The organism is Pseudarthrobacter sp. RHLT3-21 (genome assembly GCF_059383495.1).
In genome coordinates, this window is sequence record NZ_JBWZCI010000002.1 from 1 (window position 1) to 20,983 (window position 20,983).

The following is a 20,983-nucleotide window of genomic DNA, read 5'->3' on the forward strand; positions in this document are numbered from 1 at the left end:
GCCGGGTCCTGACCCTTGTGGTCGTGACCCGGTCCGGGCTCGAGGAAGAAGCGATCGAGGCCGCGAACGAGGCCAGCCGCGAACACCCCTGCCGGATCATCGTCCTCGCGGACGCCGGGGCGACCGCCCCGAACCGGCTCGACGCGCAGATCCGGGTGGGCGGTGACGCCGGCGCGTCCGAGGTCATCGTGCTCCGCGGCTACGGCGAACTCGCCCACGAAAGCGAATCCCTGGTCGCGGCCCTGCTGCTGCCGGACGCCCCGATCGTGGCGTGGTGGCCGCACGGGGCACCGGAGAACGCCTGCGAAACCTCAGTGGGCCGGATCGCGCACCGCCGGATCACGGACTCCGCCAACGAAACCGACCCCCAGCTGGCGCTCGAAAACATCCGCGCCACCTACAAGGCCGGGGACACCGACCTCGCCTGGACCCGCCTGACGAACTGGCGGATCCAGCTCGCGGCCGTCCTGGACCAGGTGGACTCCTCCCCCGTCACCGCCGTCGCCGTCGAAGGCGCCTCCGACTCCCCGTCCACCATCCTGCTCGCGGCCTGGCTGACCCTTGCCCTGGACGCGCCCGTGACCATCGTCGCGGACCCCGCCGGCACCGGCATCCGCCGCGTCCGCCTCACCCGCCACACCGGCGACGTCCAGCTCTTCCGCCCCGGACTCTCCGTCGCGGAACTCACCCAGCCCGGACAGCCCGCCCAACGCATCTCCCTGCCCCGCCGCAGCCTCAAAGACTGCCTCGCCGAAGAACTCCGCCGCCTCGACCCCGACGAAGTCTTCGGCGAAGTGATTACTATTGGACTGCCACGTACCAATCTAAGGAGCGTCCGACCCAGTGAGCGTTGAGCCAAGAGTTAGCATCCACCCTGATTCCTCCGTCCTGATGGCCGCCATCGCGGCCCGCCTGATCACCAAGCTGGTGGATGTGCAGGACAAGCACGGTGAGGCCACGGTGGTGCTGACCGGCGGCACAGTAGGCATCGGAACGCTGAAGGCCGTTGCGGACTCTCCGGCGGCGCCCGCCGTCGACTGGTCCAGGGTGAATTTTTGGTGGGGTGACGAGCGCTTTGTTGCCGCCGACGATCCCGACCGGAACACCAGGCAGGCGTTTGATGCCCTCCTGTCGAGCATTCCTGTTGATCCTGCCAGGATCAACCAGCCAGCCTCCACGGATGACTTCGACACGCCCGAGGAAGCCGCCGAGGACTATGCTCGCAGGCTCCGGGAAGCAGCCCGGGCCGAACACGCCGCTGACATGTCCGACGACCGTCCGGACGAACCGGGAGTACTGCCGCGGCTGGACGTCGTGCTGCTGGGCGTTGGCCCGGACGCCCACGTGGCTTCGCTCTTCCCCGAGCAGGGCGGAATCCGGGAGAAGGAGCTGACAGTAGTTGGCGTCCGGAACTCCCCCAAGCCGCCGCCACAGCGCATCTCACTCACGCTTCCCGCCATTAACACTGCGGCTGAGGTCTGGATGGTGGTGGCCGGCGAGGACAAGGCGGGCGCGGTTGGCCTGGCGCTGGCAGGCGCCAACCCCGTGCAGGTCCCGGCGGCAGGCCCGCGGGGAACATCCCGCACCCTGTGGCTTATCGACGAAAACGCAGCGTCACGTGTCCCGCAGCAGCTCGTCCGGAAGGACGCTACCGGCGCGTAGTTTTTCCAGCGCTCCGGCCAGGACAGCTTCGGCGTCCTGATCGGAGCGCCGTTCTTTAACGTATTCCAGATGGCTCTTGAAGCCTTCGTCCAGCGGATCGGGCAGGTCGGCTTCCTTGCCGTCCCGTGATGCCTGAGCCCCGCAGCGCCTGCAGTCCCAGATGGACGGAATCTGCTCGTCCGGCAGCCGCAGGAAGACCAGCTGGGTCTCATGCCCCTTGCCGCACCTAAAAGAAACCCGGATGCGGGGCACTCTTTCGCCTGAGGCAGCTTCTGACTGGTTCTTGGGACCGACTCCTTCTGTCACACCCACCCGGGTGCCGCGGAAAGCTGACGCACTATGTACCATCGGGACTCCTGGCTTCTTAAACAAAAACTGTGGCTGTTGGGAGCCAACAGCCACAGTTTAGTTCGGAGATCCTCATCGCGGCAGTGCCGGCCGACGATCAGTTGCAGGGTCTAAGAGTCCCCTGCGCCGCTGAAGCGCATAATCAGGCCGAGGGCGATGATCACAATGCCCCAGGTAACGCCCAGGATCACGGTGAACCTGTTCAGGTTCCGTTCGGCGACGCCAGAGGAGCTGAGGCCGGAACTCATACCGCCGCCGAACATGTCCGACAGCCCGCCGCCCCGTCCCTTGTGAAGGAGGATAAGCAGGGTCAGCAGAAGGCTGGTGATGCCCAGGAGAATCTGCAGAATGACATGAAGAACGTCCACGACGGCCTTTCAGAAGATTGGAATTGCGGGAGCCTGGGGCTGAGTGACGGACTAGTCCGTCACCAGGTGACTCTCGAACCTGACAATATTAGCAAACTCCGCGGGATCGAGGCTGGCCCCGCCTACCAACACGCCGTCGACGTCGCGTTCCTTCAGGATCGCGGCGACATTGTTGGCCTTGACCGAGCCGCCGTAGAGCAGCCTGCCCTTCGCTGCAACGTCGCCGCCAAAGAGGTTGGCCAGTTCCGCGCGGATGGCAGCGCACATTTCCTGGGCGTCCTCCGGCCCGGCCACTTCACCGGTGCCGATGGCCCAGACGGGCTCGTAGGCGACCACAAGCTCTGCCGCCTGCTCGGCCGTCAGTCCGGCAACGTTCGCCCGGAGCTGTGCCAGGGTGTGCTCGACATGGGTGCCGGCCTGGCGGATTTCCAGGCCTTCGCCAACGCAAAGGACAGGAGTGACACTGTGCTTGAACGCTGCCTTGACCTTGGCATTGAGCACTTCGTCGGATTCCTGGTGGATGGTGCGGCGTTCGCTGTGCCCCACCAGGACGTAGCGGCAGCCCAGCTTGCTCAGGAATTGGCCGGAGGTGTCGCCCGTGTAAGCGCCCGAGTCGAACTGGGAGAGGTCCTGGCCACCGTAGGCAATGTCCAGTTCATCGCCCTGGACGAGCGTCTGCACGCCGCGGAGGTCGGTGAATGGCGGGAAGACTGCCACCTCAACCCGGCTGTAGTCGTGCTTGGCATCAGACAGGGTCCAGGCCAGCTTCTGCAGGAGGGTGATGCCCTGGACATGGTCCATGTTCATCTTCCAGTTGCCTGCAATGAGAGGCGTGCGGTCAAAAGCGCCGTTCGTTGACGTAGTCACGTGTTCTCCAAAAGTACTTGATATGTGTCCGGCCGGCAGGGTGCCCGCGGGCACCCTGCCGGCCGGAGGACTTGGCAGTCCAGGTTCCTAACGGTCCAGGACGCTGAGTCCCGGGAGTTCCTTGCCTTCGAGATATTCCAGGCTGGCGCCGCCGCCGGTGGAAATGTGCCCGAACTGGTCGTCAGCGAAGCCGAGCGTCCGCACGGCGGCAGCGGAGTCCCCGCCGCCTACTACGGTGAACGCGTTGGCCTCAGTCAGGGCCTGGGCCACGGCGCGGGTTCCGCCGGAGAATGCTTCGAACTCAAAGACGCCCATGGGCCCGTTCCAGAACACCGTTTTGGCGCCCTTGATCCGGTCCGCAAAGGCGGCTGCAGAGTCCGGTCCGATGTCCAGGCCGATGCCCTGGGCGCCGAAGCTGCTGCCCTCGATGCCGTCCGCGGGGACGGTCTCGTAGTCTGCGTCGGCCGCGAACTTACCGGCCACCACAACATCGGTGGGCACGATGAATTCGGTGCCGGCACCGGCAGCCCGCTTGAGGTAGTTCTGGACAACCGGGATCTGGTCTTTTTCCAGGAGGCTGCCGGCCACGCTGTGGCCATCTGCCGCCAGGAATGTGAAGAGCATGCCGCCGCCCACCAGGATGGTGTCGGCCTTGCCGATGAGGTTGTCGATGACCGCCAGCTTGTCGGAGACCTTGGAGCCGCCGAGCACCACCACGTAGGGCCGCTGCGTGTCAGCCGTGAGCTTCCGCAGGACCTCCACCTCGGTGTGTACGAGATCGCCCTGGTAGGACGGGAGCCGGGTGGCGACGTCGTACACACTGGCGTGCTTGCGGTGTACGGCACCAAAGGCGTCGTCAACGTAGGCGCCGTTGGCCCCTGTCAGGGCCACCAGTTCGTCCGCGAAGGCGCCGCGTGCGGCGTCGTCCTTGCTGGTCTCCCGGGCGTCGAAACGCACGTTCTCCAGGACGAGGACTTCGCCGTCCTGAAGCGAGGCAGCGAGTTCCTTCGCGGAGCTGCCCACAGTGTCCTGCGCGAGCGAGACCTTGAAGGCGGCAAGTTCGGCGAGTCGCGCTACGGCAGGCTGGAGGGAGTACTTTTCCTCCGGAGCGCCCTTGGGGCGTCCGAGGTGGGCTGTTACCAGCACGCGGGCACCGGCGTCCGTGAGCTTTCCCAGTACTGGCAGAGAGGCCTTAATGCGGCCGTCGTCAGTCACTGTAGAGCCGTCGAGCGGCACATTCAGGTCACTTCTGACAAGAATGTACCGCCCGCGGACACCTTCAGCGATCAGTTCGTTGAGGGTGTGGAATGTCATGTGTCTAACCCTAGCCCAGCTTGGCTGCGACGAGCTCCGTGAGGTCCACGAGGCGGTTGGAGTAGCCCCATTCGTTGTCATACCAGGAAACAACCTTGACCTGGTTGCCGATGACCTTGGTCAGGCCCGAGTCGAAGATCGACGACGCCGGGTCCCCCACGATGTCCGAGGAAACGATCGGAGCGTCGGTGTAGGTGAGGATGCCCTGGAACTCCTCGGACTCCGAAGCCTTCTTCAGCGCTGCGTTGACTTCCTCGACAGAGGTCTCGCGGGAGACGGTGACCGTGAGGTCGGTGGCCGAGCCGGTGGGGACGGGCACGCGGATGGCGAAGCCGTCCAGCTTGCCCTTGAGCTCCGGCAGAACCAGGCCGATCGCCTTGGCCGCACCCGTGGAGGTGGGGACCATGTTGATGGCGGCGGCGCGGGCACGGCGGAGGTCGTTGTGCGGGCCGTCCTGCAGGTTCTGGTCAGCCGTGTAGGCGTGGATGGTGGTCATCAGGCCACGCTCGATGCCGAAGGTGTCGTTGAGGACCTTGGCCAGCGGGCCCAGGCAGTTGGTGGTGCAGGACGCGTTGGAAATGATGTTGTGCGCCGCGTTGTCGTACAGGCCGTCATTGACGCCCATCACGATGGTGATGTCCTCGTCGGAGGCCGGAGCGGAGATCAGGACCTTCTTGGCGCCTGCATCGATGTGCTTCTGCGCGGCAGCGGCCTTGGTGAAGAAGCCGGTGGACTCGATGACGATGTCTACGCCCAGCTCGCCCCAGGGCAGGTTAGCGGGATCACGCTCGGCGAGAACCTTGATGACGTTGCCGTCGACGACAATGTTGCCGTCCTTGACTTCAACGGTTTCCTTCAGGCGGCCGCCGACGGAGTCGTACTTGAGCAGGTGGGCCAGTGCCTCAGGGCTGGTGAGGTCGTTGACGGCAACGATTTCCAGGTCCGCGCCCTGTGCGAGGGCTGCGCGGAAGTAGTTGCGGCCGATGCGGCCGAAGCCGTTGATACCAATACGGGTCGTCACTTGTTCAGTCTCCTTGGTGCTTGATTAAGCACAAATTAGTTGAGCGGGCGTTGAAGCCAACTAACAGATCCCGCACGCCATTGGGCAGAGATGATTAACAGATCGGAGGGCGACCAGCCACGTTGCTGAAGGCAGACCGCCTTCCGTGATCCATCTTACGTTTAAGTTGGTGCGCCCCCGCAAGTGCGGGGGCGGACCATCCACATTCCGGCCGAAATCACGCCGAAATGTGAAGTTTGTTACACGTTCATGTACTGCAGGTCACTACGGCAGGGTAATGAGGCCCGTGGCGTTGGTGCGTGCAGCATCGAAGCGCTTGGCGACATCGGCCCAGTTGACGATGTTCCAGAATGCCTTGACGTAGTCAGCCTTGACGTTGACGTAGTCCAGGTAGAAGGCGTGCTCCCACATGTCCAGCATCAGCAGCGGCGTGGTGCCGAGTGCTACGTTGCCCTGCTGGTCGTAGAGCTGCTCGATGACCAGGTTGCCACCGATCGGCTCGTAGGCCAGGAAGCCCCAGCCTGATCCCTGCAGTCCAAGGGCTGCAGCAGAGAACTGGGCACGGAAGGCGTCGAAGGAACCGAAGGCGTCCTCGATGGCAGCTGCCAGCTCACCCTCAGGCTTGTCGCCGCCGTCCGGGGACAGGTTGTTCCAGAACACCGAGTGGTTGATGTGGCCGCCGGTGTGGAACGCGAGGTCCTTGGAAAGGCGGTTGATGTTGGCGAAGTCGCCCTTGTCGCGTGCCTCTGCCAGCTGGGCAAGGGCATTGTTGGCACCTGCAACGTACGCGGCGTGGTGCTTGCTGTGGTGCAGCTCCATGATGCGCGCCGAAATGTGCGGCTCAAGCGCCGCGTAGTCGTAGCTGAGTTCTGGCAGTACGTACTCGGTCACAAAATCCTCCAATGTCGTGGACGGTCTGTCCGGGTTGTAACTCTCGGATTGTGCATCCGGATGACTGGCATCCGGAAGATCAGGGTGAACGCTCTGATTCTAGGGGCGCCGCTACTCGTCCAGCATCTCAGGCGTCACATTGGCATCAGTGCCGGGGATCCCCAGATCGATGGCCCGCTTGTCCGCCATGGCCAGAAGCCTGCGGATGCGGCCGGCGATGGCGTCCTTGGTCATCACCGGATCGGCCAGGCGTCCCAGCTCGTCCAGGCTTGCCTGTTTGTGGGCCACGCGGAGTTCGCCGGCGTATTTGAGGTGGTCCGGGACGTCGTCGCCCAGGATTTCCAGTGCCCGGTCAACCCTGGCACCGGCGGCAACGGCTGCCTGGGCGGAACGCCGTAGGTTGGCGTCGTCGAAGTTGGCGAGCCGGTTGGCCGTGGCCCTGACTTCCTTGCGCATCCTGCGTTCTTCCCAGACCATCAGGGCGTCATGGGCGCCCATGCGGATGAGCAGGGCGGCAATGGTGTCGCCGTCGCGGATCACTACCCGGTCCACTCCCCTGACTTCGCGGGCTTTGGCCTGGATGCCGAGACGGCGGGCTGCGCCAACGAGGGCAAGCGCGGACTCGGGACCCGGGCACGTCACTTCCAGCGATGACGAACGGCCCGGTTCGGTGAGCGAGCCGTGGGCCAGGAATGCACCACGCCACACTGCCTCGGCGTCAGCGGCCGAGCCATTGACCACAGCCGAGGGGAGCCCCCGCACCGGCCGCCCGCGGCCGTCCAGGAGCCCGGTCTGCCGGGCCAGCGACTCGCCGTCCCGGACGACCCGCACCACGTACCGGCTGCCGCGGCGCAGTCCGCCGCCGGAGACAACGATGATCTCGCTCTGGTGGCCGTAAACCTCGGCGATGGCAGCCCGGAGCCTGCGCGCCGTGGATGCGAGGTCAACCTCGGCTTCGATCACGATCCGCCCCGAGATGATGTGCAGGCCGCCGGCGAAGCGCAGCATAGCCGAAACCTCTGCCTTGCGGACAGACGATTTCTTGATGTCCAGACGGGACAGTTCTTCCTTGACCGATGATGTCAGTGCCATGGCACCTTCCTAACTGTTCCCAAAAATGTCGTGGTACGCCGCTGCCAGACGCAGGGGGTCATGGACGGGTCGGCGGCCCGACGCCCCCACTTTACCCAAGACAACCTCGGCGCCGATCATCCCGGCGGCTTTCTCGAACTCCTGCCGGTCCTGCACCGACGCGGGATCCGCCAGGACAACGTCGACGCTGAAGTCCGGCGCATACCGGTGCAGTGCGTACAGGTGGTCAGCCGCAGACATGCCCGTGGTCTCTTTTGTGTCCGTGGCCAGGTTCATGGTGAGGCAGCGTTTTGCCGCCGTGGCACTGAGGGCGGCACGCATTTCGGGGAGCAGCAGGTGCGGCAGCACGGACGTGTACCAGGACCCCGGCCCGAGGATGACCCAATCGGCCAGTTCGATGGCTGTCAGGGCTTCAACGCAGGCCGGCGCCTGTTCGGGCAGGAGCCGGACCTGTTCCAGCGAGCCGGCAACGGCGCACCGCGCCTGCCCGCGGATCGTCTGGAGCGCTGACGTGCCGTCAGGCGCAGTGACGCGGATGTCGCCTTCGATGGTCAGCGGCACGGTGGACATCGGAAGCACCTGCCCACGGGCACCGAGCAGGGCGCCGGCCCACTTCAGTCCGGCCACCGTGTCGCCCAGAAGCTCCCAAAGGGTGACGATGAGCAGGTTGCCCATTGCATGCTCATCCAGCGATCCGCCGCGGCCTTCGCCGGGCCGGAACCGGTGCTGCATCACGTCGCGCCACGTGCGGCCCCAGTCCGTGTCGTCGCACAGGGCAGACAGCGCCATACGCAGGTCTCCGGGCGGGAGGACGCCGTACTCGTCGCGCAGACGCCCTGAAGACCCGCCGTCGTCCGCCACAGTGACAATGGCGGTCAGCTCGGACGTCAGCAGCCGCAGCGCCGAGAGCGAAGCGGACAGGCCATGGCCGCCGCCGAGCGCTACAACGTTGGGGCCCTTGTCCTGCTGGCCGGCTGCCGTTCCGCTGGAAATCGGTACCAACGGCAGCGGCCCGGTGAACATCCCCATTACTCGCGGCCCAGATCCCGATGGGTGGTGGTCACGGTCACGCGGGGATACTGGGCCAGTTTCTTGGAAAGCTCGACGGCGACCGCCACGGACCGGTGCTTGCCGCCGGTACAGCCGACGGCAATGGTGGCGTAGTGCTTGTTTTCGCGCCGGTAGCCGTCCAGGACAGGCTCAAGCGCCAGGACATAGCGGTCCACGAAATTCTTCACGCCTTCAGCCTCGAGCACGTAATCGCTGACGTCCTTGTCCAGGCCCGTGTGCGGGCGCAGCTGCGGGACCCAATGCGGATTCGGAATGAACCGGACGTCCGCAACGTAGTTGGAATCCACCGGCAGGCCGTACTTGAAGCCGAAGCTCATGACGTTAAGCCGCAGGGCAACCGGCCCGGAATCGGTGAAGAGTTCCGTGATGGCCGTCGCCAGGGCGTGGACGTTGTAGGTGGAGGTATCCAGTACGACGTCGGAGCTGTCGCGCAGTTCCTTGAGCACCTCCCGTTCGGCCGCGATGCCGTCGAGGATCCGACCGCCTTCCTGGAGGGGGTGGGGCCTGCGGCCCTGCTCGAAGCGGCGGACCAGGACGTCGTCATTGGCGTCCAGGAAAAGTACCCGGAACGTGACACCGCTGGCGGCCAGGGCCCCCAGGGCTGCACGGACGTCAACAAAGAGGCCCTTGCTGCGGACATCCATCACCACGGCCAGCCGCGGAATGGACTGCGGCGCGTGGGACACGATCTCGGCCAGGGTGCCGAGCATCTGGGGCGGCAGGTTTTCCACGACATACCAGCCGTGGTCCTCCAGCGCGTCCGCGGCGGTGCTGCGTCCCGCCCCCGACATACCGGTGACCACCAGCAGTTCCGCTTCGACGGGCTTGACCGGCGTCATGCCGTCCTGCCCTGTCCCGGATTCCGCCGTAGAGTCTGCCATTCGTTTCGCCCCGTTTCTGTCCAGATGAAGGCAGGCAACCGCAATGGCGGAAACCTGCGTTCCTTACCCTACCTAGGTTTCAATGATTTCGCCGGTGGCCATATTCACGGCCGGAACACCGTCGCCGGCCGCGTCTTCGCCACTGAAGTGGGCCAAGATGGCGTTGGCAAGCGCGGGTCCGATGCCTTTGGCCGCTGTGAGCTCGGCCGCGGTGGCGGCTTTCACACGCTTGACGGACCCGAAGTGGGTGAGCAGGGCCTTGCGTTTGGACTCACCAAGGCCAGGCACTCCATCCAGCGCCGAGACGGTCATGGCCTTGCCGCGCTTCTGCCGGTGGAAGGTGATGGCGAAGCGGTGGGCTTCGTCGCGGATCCGCTGCAGCAGATAGAGTCCCTGCGATGTCCTGGGCAGGATCACGGGGAAGTCGCTGTCCGGCAGCCAGACTTCCTCAAGCCGTTTGGCCAGGCCCACCACATACACATCCTCGATGCCAAGATCTGCCAGCGCCCGGGCGGCGGCGTTCACCTGGGGCTGGCCGCCGTCGACCACCACCAGGTTGGGCGGGTACGCAAATTTCGCCCGCGGCGCCGCAGTGGTGGTGTCCAGGACCGCGGCATCGGCGGCCGCTTCCAATGCGGCTTGGTGCCCCGGTAAGGCGGACGCCTCGACTTGCACCGACTTATCCTGCAGGTGGTGCCGGAAGCGCCGCGTCAGGACATCGTGCATGGCGGCGGTGTCATCCGCAGCGGCGGCCCCGGTAACGGAGAATTTCCGGTAATCGGACTTCTTGGGCAGCCCGTCCTCAACCACCACCATGGACGCCACGACGTTGGTGCCCTGGACGTGGGAGACGTCGAAACATTCAATCCGGAGGAGCGCCACGGGCAGGTCCAGGGCTTCCTGCAGCTCCTGCAACGCCTGGGAACGCACGGTGAGGTCCCCGGCGCGGCGGGTCTTATGCAGTTTGAGCGCGTGCTCGGCATTCTCACGGACCGTGGACATCAGCGCAGCCTTGTCGCCGCGCTGCGGCACCCTGATGTCTACTTTGGCTCCCCTCAGGCCGCCGAGCCACTCCGTAAGTTCCGCAGCGTTGCTGGGTTCTACGGGTACCAGGACTTCGCGGGGCAGCCGGCCATGGCTGTCGCCGTCGTCGCCGTACACCTGCTGCAGCAGGTGTTCCACCAGGTCCGGGGTGGTGGCGTCCTCCACTTTTTCCACTACCCAGCCGCGCTGGCCACGGATCCGGCCGCCCCTGACGTGGAAGACCTGGACGGCGGCCTCCAACTCGTCTTCATGCAGTGCGAAGACATCGGCGTCGGTATCATCCGCTAGCACTACGGCGTTGCGCTCAAAGACCTTCCGCAAGGCGGAGATGTCATCACGGAGCCTCGCCGCACGCTCGTAGTCGAGGGTGCCAACGGCGTCGGCCATCTGCTTTTCGAGCTTGGTGATAAAACGCTTGGCCTCGCCGCCCATAAACGCGCAGAAGTCCTCCGCCAGGACCCGGTGTTCCTCCGGGGTCACCCGGCCAACGCAGGGGGCGGAGCATTTGTCGATGTAGCCCAGCAGGCAGGGCCGGCCGCTGGCCTGGGCCCGTTTGAGGACGCCGGCGCTGCAGCTGCGGACGGGAAAAACCCGCAGCAAGGTGTCCATGGTTTCCCTGATCGCGCCGGCCGTATAGGGACCGAAGTACCGGGTGCCTTTACGGCGGTCCCCCCGCATGACCTGGACCCTGGGGAGCTTCTCGCTCATGGTGAGGGCGAGGTACGGATAGGTTTTGTCGTCGCGGAAGACCACGTTGAACCGTGGCTTGAATTCCTTGATCCAGGTGTATTCAAGCTGCAACGACTCCAGTTCGCTGCCCACCACTGTCCACTCAACACTGCTGGCCGTATAAACCATCGTGTGGGTTTTGGGCAGCAGGCCCGCCGGGTTCGCGAAGTAGGAATTCAGGCGGGAGCGAAGGCTCTTGGCTTTGCCGACGTAGATGACCCGGCCGTGGGGATCGCGGAACCGGTACACCCCGGGGTTGGTGGGAATTTCACCCGTCTGGGGCCGGTAAGTTGCTGGATCTGCCACTACTTCATTCTACTAATCCGTGGTTTTGCTCTGGTTATAGCTGGTGGAACGTTCCTGGCCGCTGAGTTCGGAGATCGCGTCCATGATGCGGTCCGTCACCTGGCGGCGGGCCGGCAGTGAATGATCCGGGCCGGTCTTGTCGAAATACAGGGGCTCCCCCACCTTCATGGTGAAGTGACGCGGCTTGAAGCCCTTCTCGCCGGCCGGCTGCAGGCTCTCGGTACCGATCAGGCCGACCGGGACCACCGGGGCCCCGGTGGTCAGGGCGAGCCAGCCCACGCCCGTGCGGCCGCGGTAGAGGATGCCGTCCCGTGAGCGTGTGCCCTCGGGGTAGATGCCTATGCCTTTGCCCGCTTCGAGGATGTCCAGGAGGGTCTTGAGCGCCTGGACGCTGGCTGCCTGCTCGCCCCGCTCCACCGGGATGGAACCCACGGACTCAAAAAAGGACTTCATGACTCTGCCCTTGACGCCCACAGTGGTGAAGTACTCGGCTTTGGCGAAGAAGGCCACTGGCCGCGGCATAAGCGCCTGGACGATGACGCTGTCGAAGAAGGAGAGGTGGTTCGGCGCCACAATGAACGGGCCGTCCTTGGGTACGTTCTCAAGGCCGAGGACGGTGGGCCGGCAGGTGCCGGCGATCAGTCCCCGTGTTGTCCAGCGGACTGCCTCAAACAGCGCCATCGTTGCGCACCTCACTCATCGCAGCGGTGTGGATGGCTTCGAGGCGCCCGATGGCGGCAACCATGCCGGCGGTGGTGTCCACCACGGTAACGGCCCCGGCTTCCTCGAGTTCGCCGTCGGGGGCGAATCCCCAGCCCACGCCGATGCAGTCAAGCCCGTTCGCGATGGCTCCCGCCACGTCCTGCGCGCGGTCACCCACCATAACGGCATGCTGGGTGGACAGGTCTGTCAAGGCCGCGGCGATGATTTCTGCCTTCCCCACCGGACCGTCCGTTGACGATTCGTTGTCTGCCGAACCCCTGATGGACTGGAACAGGCCGGCGATGCCGTGGTGGCCCAGCACGATCTGGGCCAGCCCTTCGGGCTTCTGCGTGGCGACGGCCACTGGCCTGCCTTCGGCTGCAAAGCTCTCCAGCGCTTCCTTGATCCCGGGGTACAGCCGGCTCTGTGCTATTCCCGTGGCCAGGTAGTACTGCCGGTATGTCCGGATGACCTCGTCAAGCATCTCGGCCGGAACCTTGCAGACACTCTGGAGTGCGTCGCTGAGTTTGGGGCCGATCATCGAGTTCAGGGCGTCCTGGCCAGGAACCGGCAGACCTGCGGCGGCAAGGGCTGCTGCGATTCCGTCGGATATTCCGCCGGCCGGATCGACAAGAGTGCCGTCCAGGTCAAAGATCACGGGCACTGTTGTTTGAGTCACCGGCTTAGTTTCTCACGACACCGAGCATGCCCGAAACTCGCATGCCCGACACGGCATACGTCCTCGGAGGCCAACGGCCTAGCTCAGTATTTCCGCGAGGAAGGAGGCCGTGTGGCTCTTGGTGGATTTTGCCACCTGCTCGGGGGTGCCGGTGGCCACGACCTGGCCGCCGCCCGAACCGCCGTCCGGGCCAAGATCCACGATCCAGTCGGCGCTCTTGATGACGTCCAGGTTGTGTTCGATGGTGATCACCGTGTTGCCCTTGTCCACCAGCCCCTGAAGGACCATCAGGAGCTTGCGGATGTCCTCGAAGTGCAGGCCCGTGGTGGGCTCGTCGAGGACATACACGCTGCGTCCGTTGGAGCGCTTCTGCAGTTCCGCGGCAAGCTTGACGCGCTGGGCCTCGCCGCCGGAGAGGGTGGTTGCCGGCTGTCCCAGCCGGACGTAGCCGAGCCCCACGTCCACGAGGGTGTTCAGGTGCCGGGCGATCGGCGAGAACGCAGCAAAGAACTCCGCGCCTTCTTCGATGGGCATGTTGAGCACATCCGCGATGGTCTTGCCCTTGTAGTGCACTTCAAGGGTCTCGCGGTTGTACCGTGCGCCGTGGCACACCTCGCAGGGAACGTAGACGTCCGGCAGGAAGTTCATTTCGATCTTCAGCGTGCCGTCACCTGCGCAGGATTCGCAGCGCCCGCCCTTGACGTTGAAGGAGAACCGGCCAGGCAGGTAGCCGCGGACCTTTGCCTCGGTGGTTTCGGCGAAGAGCTTGCGGATGTTGTCAAAGACACCGGTGTACGTGGCGGGGTTGGACCGTGGGGTACGCCCGATGGGGCTCTGGTCCACGTGCACCACCTTGTCCAGGTGCTGCAGGCCCATGATGCTCTTGTGGCGTCCAGCTACCTGTTTGGCGCCGTTGAGCTTGTTGGCCAGCACCTTGTAGAGGATCTCGTTGACCAGGGTGGACTTGCCTGAGCCGCTGACGCCGGTCACAGCGGTGAACAGGCCCAGGGGGAAAGCCGCATCAACGTTGACCAGGTTGTTTTCACGCGCCCCGACGACCTTCAGTTCACGCTTCTTGTCGTATTTGCGCCGCTTCTTGGGGATTGCGATCTTCCTGCGGCCGGACAGGTAATCGCCGGTCAATGAGTTGGTGTTGGCCAGGAGGTCCTGGTACGAACCCGAGTGCACTACCTGGCCGCCGTGCTCGCCTGCGCCTGGGCCGATGTCAACGATCCAGTCCGCCACCTGGATGGTGTCCTCGTCGTGTTCCACAACGATGAGCGTGTTTCCCATGTCCCGGAGCCGCGTCAGGGTGTCAATGAGCCGGCGGTTGTCACGCTGGTGGAGGCCGATGGAGGGCTCGTCCAGGACGTAAAGGACGCCCACAAGGCCGGAACCGATCTGGGTGGCGAGCCGGATCCGCTGCGCTTCGCCGCCGGACAAGGTGGCGGAGGGGCGCTCGAGATTCAGGTATTCCAGCCCGACGTCGAGCAGGAAGGTCAGCCGGGCCTGGATTTCCTTGAGCACCTGGTGGGCGATCTGGGCCTCGCGGCCGGTCAGGACCAGGTTGTTCAGGAAGTCCGCACACACCCGCATGGGCATGGCCGCGACATCGGCGATGGACTTGCCGTTGATCAGGACGGACAGCGAGGCGGGGTTGAGCCGGGCACCATTGCACGCGGGGCACGCGATCTGCCGCATGTACTCTTCATAGCGGTCGCGGGCCCACTCGGAGTCCGTCTCACCGTGCTTGCGGTGGACGTACTGGATGGCACCTTCGAAGCCGGTGCTGTATTTTCGTTCCCGTCCGAAGCGGTTCTTGTACTGGACAACCACCTTGTGGTCCTTGCCGTGCAGGACGGTCTGGCGGACGTCGTTGCCCAGCTTCTCCCAGGGCGTGTCCATGGAGAAGCCAAGCTCCTTGGCCAGCCCTTCGAGCAGGCGGTTCCAATACTCGGTGGTTGCGGTGCCCAGTGACCAGGGCGCGATGGCGCCCTCGGACAACGACAGCTCAGGATTCGGAATGATCAGTTCCTCGTCAACTTCAAGCCGTGTACCGATGCCGCTGCACGCGGAACAGGCGCCGAAAGGATTGTTGAACGAGAAGGAGCGCGGCTCGATTTCATCGATGGCCAGGGGATGCTCGTTGGGGCAGGCGAGGTTCTCGGAAAATGCCCGCAACCGTCCCGGAGCGTCTGCGTCCAGATCGACGAACTCGGCCAGAACCCGGCCTTCGGCCAGGCCAAGCGCCGTTTCAACCGAATCCGTGAGGCGCTGGCTGATGCCTTCCTTGGCCACCAGGCGGTCCACCACCACCTCAATGGTGTGTTTGAACTGCTTGCCGAGTTTGGGGGGCTCGCTCAGCTGGATCAGCTCGCCGTCCACCCGGGCACGCGAATAGCCCTTGGCGGTCAGCTCCTTGAAGAGGTCCACGAACTCGCCCTTGCGCCCCCGCACCACCGGCGCCAGGACCTGGAAGCGTGTGCCTTCCTCAAGCTCAAGCAGCTGATCCACGATCTGCTGCGGAGTCTGCCGGGCCACAACTTCGCCGCAGACAGGGCAATGCGGCCGTCCCACACGAGCCCACAGCAACCGCATATAGTCATAAATTTCGGTGATGGTGCCAACCGTGGAGCGGGGGTTCTTACTGGTGGACTTCTGGTCAATCGAAACCGCCGGTGAGAGCCCCTCAATGAAGTCGACGTCCGGTTTGTCCACCTGGCCGAGGAACTGACGGGCATAGGCCGACAGGGACTCAACGTAGCGCCGCTGGCCCTCGGCGAAGATGGTGTCGAATGCCAGAGATGACTTCCCGGAGCCGGACAGCCCGGTGAAAACGATCATGGCATCACGGGGCAAATCCAGGTCCACATTGCGCAGGTTATGCTCCCGCGCGCCCTTGACCACAAGGCGCGAGAGGTCAGGACGGGCAGGCGTGGCGGGGGCCTGGGCAACGGCGACGGGGACGGATTCGACTGCTGTTTCTTCAGCTACGGCTTTAGGCACCCACTAATGCTAATCGAAAACTTCTTCGAATATCCATGCGGGGTCCGGCTAGTCGGCGTCGTAGGCTGCTGCCAGTAGCTTGACTGCTTCGGCAAAGGTGGCACCTTGGGCCTTGGCCACTGACGCATAGGAGTTGGCGGCAAGGGAGAGCGCATCCTCCCGCTCATCACGCGCGCACACCACAGTGCCGTTCCTGCCCTTCGTGGCCACCACCCCCGCTGCTTCCAGTTCCTTGTACGCCCTTGCCACGGTGTGGGGCGCGACGTCGAGCAGCCCCGCCAATGTCCGCACCGCCGGCAGCTTGGTTCCCGGCGGAAGGGCGCCGCTGTCCGCGAGGCGGATCACGTGCAGGCGAAGCTGTTCAAACAGTGCCACCGTGCTGGACTGGTTGGGCTTCCAGATTCCGGGGAACGGACCGCCTGAGGTCATCGTCCGGCCTCCAAGGTGCCGGCGCGGCCCGCGCGTCCAGCGAACTGCGCGTTGTAGAGCCGGGCATAGCGGCCGTTGGCTGCCAGGAGGCTTCGATGGGTTCCGTGCTCTGCAATGCGTCCGTGGTCCATGACCAGAATTAGATCAGCGTCCCGGACCGTGGACAAACGGTGCGCGATCACAAAGCTTGTTTTTCCCCGGCGCAACCTCTGCGTTGCCTGGCGGATCAGGACCTCGGTCCGCGAATCCACTGAACTGGTGGCCTCGTCCAGGACCAGCACGGCGCGGTCCGCCAACTGCGCCCGGGCGATGGAGATCAGCTGGCGCTGGCCCTGGCTGAGCGGCTCTCCCCCGTTGCCCAGCACCGTGTCGTAGCCGGCGGGCAGCGACCTGATGAGGTGGTCCACATGGCTCGCCTCTGCTGCCGCGGTGATCTCCGCATCGGTGGCTCCCGGCCGGCCGTATTCGATGTTCTCCCTGATGGTGCCGGAAAACAGCCAGGCATCCTGGAGCACCACCCCGAATCCCTCACGCAGGACGTCCCTCGGAAGGTCTGCGATGTTGGTACCGCCGATGGTGATCCTGCCGGCGTCGACTTCGTAGAACCGCATGAGGAGATTAACAATGGTGGTCTTGCCGGCGCCCGTATGGCCCACTATCGCCACAGTCCGGCCAGGTTCCACCGTGAACGACAGTCCACGGACCACAGGGTCAGCCCGGGCATAGCCGAAGGTGACATCGCTGAACACAATACGACCGCCCGGACGGGCTTTGTGGCCGTCACTTGCACGCTCGGCAGGTATCTCCTCGGCATCGAGCAGATCGAACACGCGGCGCGCCGACGCCACGCAGGACTGGATGACGTTGAGCATGCCGCCGATCTGGCCCACAGGTTGGGTGAAAAGCCGGCTGAACTGGATGAACGCCTGGATCCCGCCGATGGTCATGGCCCCCGTGGTGACCTGGAGCGCCCCCACCACGGCCACTGCGATGTAATTGACATTGGCGATAAGGACCATCAACGGCTGGACAATGCCCGATGAATACTGGGCCCGTGCGGACGCCCGGGCAAGGCGGTCGTTGCTGGCCTTGAAGACTGCCGCTGCCTGGTCCTGGTACCCGAAGGCCTTAATGACTTCGTGCCCGGTGACGAACTCCTCCACGTGGGCGTTCAATTCACCCATTTCGGCCCATTGGCGGGCGAACTGTGCTTGGGATTTCCGGGCCACCATTACGGTAATGAGGGTGGACAACGGTACTGAAACAAGAGCGATCAGTGCCAGGAGCGGCGAGATCCATAGCATCATGCCCAGGGCACCGCACAGCATCAGGACAGACATGATCAGCTGCGTGAGGACCTGGCTGAGCGCTTGCGAAATATTGTCGATGTCGTTGGTGACGCGGCTCAGGACATCACCCCTGGACTGCGTGTGGAAGTACGCGGAAGGAAGCCGGTGCAGCTTGTCCTGAACCGATGCCCGGAGGCTATACATCAGACCGTGTACCGCGCTGGCCGTCAACGCTCCCTGGATCCAGTTGAACAGGGAAGCGCCGATGTACAACGCGGCAACGGCAGCCAGCAGGCTTCCCAGCCGCTGCCCGTCGAGCACTCCGCTGTACACCCCGGCCACCACTACATCGGTGGCATCACCGAGGTAGTTCGGCGCCGCGACGTTGAGGACAACAAAAGCGCAGGTGGCCGCAACTGCACCCAACATCCGGCCCCGGGACGGGCGCAGCAATGCGAGGACACGGCTTGCTGTAGGCCAGAACCCTTCGGCTGTCCCGGTGCCGGGCGAAGGTGTCATGGCGCGTCGTCCAGCGCCAGTTGGGACTCGGCGATTTCCCGGTAGGTGGGAGATGTCTCCAGCAGCTGCAGGTGGGTCCCCTGTGCAACCAGGCGTCCGTCGTCGAGCACCAGGATCTGGCCGGCGCGGGCAACGGTGGAGATCCGTTCCGCCACGACAATGACCACTGCTCTGGCAAGGGCAACTTCCAGGGCATCCCGGACCCGGGCCTCGGTGGCGAAGTCCAGCGCGGAAAAGCTGTCGTCAAAGAGATAGACGGGGACATGCCGCAGGAGCGCCCGCGCTATGCAGAGGCGCTGCCGCTGGCCGCCGGAGAGAGTCGTTCCGCCCTGGCCGACCTCTGTGTCCATCCCCAGCGGCAGCGCACGGACGAAGCCTGCGGCCTGGGCTGTCTCCAGTGCTTCCCACAGCTGGCCGTCCGTTGCCTCCGGAGCTGCGACGCGCAGGTTGTCGGCGATGGTTCCGGAGAAAAGGTACGACTTTTGTGGGACAACCGCCATGGTCCGGCGGAGGACGTCCAGGGGCATCGAAGAGATGTTCCGGCCGCCGATGCTGATGGTTCCGGCCGTGGCGTCCAGGAACCGGAGCACCAGGCTGAGGAGTGTCGATTTGCCGCTCCCTGTTGAGCCGACAATGGCAACAGTGGTTCCTGGCCAGGCCGTGAAGCTGATGTCTTCAAGTACTGGATTTTCGGCGCCGGGGTAGGAGAAACCGACGTTCCGGAAGGTAACGCCGCCGCCCCCTGGAAGCGGCTCGTGGCCGGTCCAGTGGGGCGCCTGGTGGTCATCGACCGACGGTTTCGCGGCGAGCACGGCACCCAGCCGCTCGGCGCAAGCGGCGGCCCGCGGAGCCGTCATGAACACATACATGGCCATCATGATTGCCAGGAGAATCTGCAGGATGTAGGCGATAAAGGCCGTGAGGGCGCCGATTTTCATCCCGCCGTCGTAAACCCGGTGGCCACCGAACCACACCACGGCCACCGACGACAGGTTGACCACAATCATGATTAGCGGCAGCATGGCGGCAACGAGCAGTGACGACTGAAGGTTGTTTTCGGTGAGGCTGCTGTTGGTCTTCGCAAACCGGCGTGTTTCGTGTCCTTGCCTGACGAAGGCACGGATCACACTCTCGCCGATGATCTGCTCACGCAGGAGCTCCCCCGTTCGGTCCAGGAGCTCCTGCGCCTGCCGGTACAGGGGCACCAGTCGCCGGACGATGAGATACATGATCAGCAGCAGTATGGGCATGATGACGATTACGACGCCTGAAAGCACTATGTCCTGCTGCCATGCCAATAAGACGCCCCCGGCCGCCATGACAGGCGCCGCCACCAGCATGGTGAAAACCAGGACGGCGAACGATTGGATCTGCTGGGTGTCGTTGGTGGCCCTGGTGACGAGGCTTTGTGTGCCAAAGGCTGCCACTTCCTGGGAAGAAAGCGACTGGATCCGGGTGAAGACCTCGCCGCGCAACTGGTGCCCGATCTTCATGGCCACCACTGCCCCGAAGTAGCCGGCGGCGATGGCCGCCGCGGCCTGGACCGCGGCTACCAGGGCCATGACAGTGCCCAGGCGGAAGATTTCCGGTGTGTTCCCGGCCACGATGCCGTCGTCGATGATGGCAGCGTTAATGGTGGGCAGCAGCAGGTTGCCTGCGGTCTGGACAAGCTGGAGGGCAACGATCGCGGTCACGGCGCCCTTGTGGCCAGCCAGAAGCCGGGCCATTAAGCCGAAAAGCATCTCACCTCCAGGACGGGATTTGGGAGGCTGATGAGGGTCCGGCCGTTTTGCCATCCCCAGAAGCCGCTTTCGTCATTGTAACCAGCATCACATTCTCTTTCTGGTCATAGGGCATTACCGACCATGTAGAGAACTTCAAACGAATGGAGTTTATGTGCTGGTCTGCTTTTGCGCTACGGCAAAGATCCGCCGGAAGGGAAACACCGTGCCGTGGACCGTTCCCGGGTAAGCGGCACGCAGGGCTGACGCATACTCAGCTTCAAAGGCGTGCCCGTCCTCAGCTGCGAGGGCCGCCACGACCGGGCGCAACGCCGTGCCGCGCACCCAGTTCAGCACCGGATCCGTCCCGGTGAGGACCTGCTGGTAGGTGGTTTCCCAAGCGTCTGCCGTGCAGCCCGCGTCCAGCATGATGCTGAGATAGTCTGCGGGCTCCCCCACGGAGTCTCCACCGCGGAGCACGCCGTCGAGCTGGGGCGCCCAGCGCGCCGAGCCCGCGAGTTCCCGCATTAAGGCATGGGACGGGGCGTTGAAATTCCCCGGCACCTGCATGGCGAACCAGGCACCGGGCTTGAGCGCCGCCAGCCAGCCCGCCAACATTTCCTGATGGCCCGGCACCCACTGAAGTGCGGCGTTAGTGACCACCACGTCGGTTTCAGCCGGGGGCGTCCAGTCTGCGATATCGGCCAGCCCGAAGCTGAAGCCCGCATGCTTGCCGGCCTGGGCCTTGCCCAGCATCTCCTCAGACGAATCGAGCCCGACCACTTTCGCTTCCGGCCATCTCCGGGCGAGGGTGGCCGTGAGGTTCCCCGGACCACAGCCCAGATCCACAACGTGCTGTGGCCGGTCCGCCTGGATCCGCCCCGTCAGGTCGAAAAAGGGCCGGTCGCGGTAGTCGCCGAACTGGACGTATTTTACGGGGTCCCACTTCACAGTTACCTCCATCGCCGGGTGCTGTCTGGCAGTACCGCGAGCCTAACCCGGGCCCGCCCGGATATCCGGCACCGGCTGGGCACTAAGCTGGAA

General features: G+C 64.6%; 19 protein-coding genes. 2 read left to right on the forward strand and 17 right to left on the reverse strand.

Translation table 11 applies throughout. From position 1 onward, the window contains the following. Window positions 1-854 (forward strand): glucose-6-phosphate dehydrogenase assembly protein OpcA (locus AC50YA_RS02725; RefSeq protein ID WP_494980842.1); only part of this gene is annotated, 854 nt, incomplete at its 5' end. After that, the gene (gene pgl / locus AC50YA_RS02730) at window positions 844-1,662 is read left to right on the forward strand and encodes a 6-phosphogluconolactonase (RefSeq protein WP_494980843.1); all 819 of its coding nucleotides are present in this window, start codon (window positions 844-846) and stop codon (window positions 1,660-1,662) included. The genes AC50YA_RS02725 and pgl, both read left to right, overlap by 11 nt. On the opposite strand, the gene AC50YA_RS02735 is transcribed toward pgl, so the two are convergent. From AC50YA_RS02735 to AC50YA_RS02815, 17 genes are all read right to left on the reverse strand, one after another. Next, window positions 1,615-2,010: an RNA polymerase-binding protein RbpA gene (locus tag AC50YA_RS02735; protein ID WP_494980844.1), complete on the reverse strand. Its 396-nt coding sequence runs from the start codon at window positions 2,008-2,010 to the stop codon at window positions 1,615-1,617. The genes pgl and AC50YA_RS02735 overlap by 48 nt on opposite strands. Window positions 2,011-2,120: 110 nt before the next feature. Continuing rightward, entirely contained in the window at window positions 2,121-2,378 is a 258-nt protein-coding gene (secG, locus tag AC50YA_RS02740) for a preprotein translocase subunit SecG (protein ID WP_307075424.1), read from the reverse strand. A 51-nt stretch (window positions 2,379-2,429) separates the two neighbouring features. Beyond that, complete coding sequence (tpiA, locus tag AC50YA_RS02745; RefSeq protein ID WP_494980845.1) at window positions 2,430-3,245, reverse strand: triose-phosphate isomerase; 816 nt, start codon at window positions 3,243-3,245, stop codon at window positions 2,430-2,432. A gap of 87 nt (window positions 3,246-3,332) precedes the next feature. Then, window positions 3,333-4,559, reverse strand: coding sequence for a phosphoglycerate kinase (locus AC50YA_RS02750; RefSeq protein WP_494980846.1), 1,227 nt, complete (start codon window positions 4,557-4,559; stop codon window positions 3,333-3,335). A 10-nt stretch (window positions 4,560-4,569) separates the two neighbouring features. After that, a complete protein-coding gene (gap, locus tag AC50YA_RS02755; RefSeq protein WP_494980847.1) occupies window positions 4,570-5,580 on the reverse strand; it encodes a type I glyceraldehyde-3-phosphate dehydrogenase in 1,011 nt (336 codons plus the stop codon). A gap of 264 nt (window positions 5,581-5,844) precedes the next feature. Further along, window positions 5,845-6,471 (reverse strand): superoxide dismutase, encoded by a 627-nt coding sequence (locus AC50YA_RS02760; RefSeq protein WP_494980848.1) that lies wholly within the window; start codon window positions 6,469-6,471, stop codon window positions 5,845-5,847. Between the two features lie 111 nt (window positions 6,472-6,582). After that, window positions 6,583-7,563, reverse strand: a complete 981-nt coding sequence (gene whiA / locus AC50YA_RS02765; RefSeq protein ID WP_056339766.1) for a DNA-binding protein WhiA — start codon at window positions 7,561-7,563, stop codon at window positions 6,583-6,585. Between the two features lie 9 nt (window positions 7,564-7,572). Beyond that, a complete protein-coding gene (locus AC50YA_RS02770) occupies window positions 7,573-8,592 on the reverse strand; it encodes a gluconeogenesis factor YvcK family protein (RefSeq protein ID WP_494980849.1) in 1,020 nt (339 codons plus the stop codon). Next, complete coding sequence (rapZ, locus tag AC50YA_RS02775; protein ID WP_494980850.1) at window positions 8,592-9,515, reverse strand: RNase adapter RapZ; 924 nt, start codon at window positions 9,513-9,515, stop codon at window positions 8,592-8,594. The genes AC50YA_RS02770 and rapZ overlap by 1 nt, the downstream gene beginning before the upstream one ends. A 72-nt stretch (window positions 9,516-9,587) precedes the next feature. Beyond that, window positions 9,588-11,594 (reverse strand): excinuclease ABC subunit UvrC, encoded by a 2,007-nt coding sequence (uvrC, locus tag AC50YA_RS02780; protein WP_494980851.1) that lies wholly within the window; start codon window positions 11,592-11,594, stop codon window positions 9,588-9,590. Between the two features lie 12 nt (window positions 11,595-11,606). Beyond that, window positions 11,607-12,275 carry a lysophospholipid acyltransferase family protein gene (locus AC50YA_RS02785; RefSeq protein ID WP_494980852.1) on the reverse strand — a complete coding sequence of 223 codons (669 nt, stop codon included), beginning with the start codon at window positions 12,273-12,275 and terminating at the stop codon, window positions 11,607-11,609. Continuing rightward, on the reverse strand, window positions 12,262-12,975 hold the full coding sequence (locus tag AC50YA_RS02790) for an HAD hydrolase-like protein (protein WP_494980853.1): 714 nt from the start codon (window positions 12,973-12,975) through the stop codon (window positions 12,262-12,264). The genes AC50YA_RS02785 and AC50YA_RS02790 overlap by 14 nt, the downstream gene beginning before the upstream one ends. A gap of 78 nt (window positions 12,976-13,053) precedes the next feature. Further along, entirely contained in the window at window positions 13,054-15,981 is a 2,928-nt protein-coding gene (gene uvrA, locus AC50YA_RS02795; RefSeq protein WP_494980854.1) for an excinuclease ABC subunit UvrA, read from the reverse strand. 48 nt (window positions 15,982-16,029) lie between these two features. After that, on the reverse strand, window positions 16,030-16,410 hold the full coding sequence (locus AC50YA_RS02800) for a GntR family transcriptional regulator (protein ID WP_494980855.1): 381 nt from the start codon (window positions 16,408-16,410) through the stop codon (window positions 16,030-16,032). Then, window positions 16,407-18,218: an ABC transporter ATP-binding protein gene (locus AC50YA_RS02805; RefSeq protein ID WP_494980856.1), complete on the reverse strand. Its 1,812-nt coding sequence runs from the start codon at window positions 18,216-18,218 to the stop codon at window positions 16,407-16,409. The genes AC50YA_RS02800 and AC50YA_RS02805 overlap by 4 nt, the downstream gene beginning before the upstream one ends. Further along, window positions 18,215-19,960, reverse strand: coding sequence for an ABC transporter ATP-binding protein (locus AC50YA_RS02810; RefSeq protein ID WP_494980857.1), 1,746 nt, complete (start codon window positions 19,958-19,960; stop codon window positions 18,215-18,217). Before AC50YA_RS02810 ends, AC50YA_RS02805 begins: the two co-directional genes overlap by 4 nt. 150 nt (window positions 19,961-20,110) lie before the next feature. Beyond that, window positions 20,111-20,890, reverse strand: a complete 780-nt coding sequence (locus AC50YA_RS02815; RefSeq protein WP_494980858.1) for a trans-aconitate 2-methyltransferase — start codon at window positions 20,888-20,890, stop codon at window positions 20,111-20,113. Window positions 20,891-20,983 lie beyond the last annotated feature (93 nt).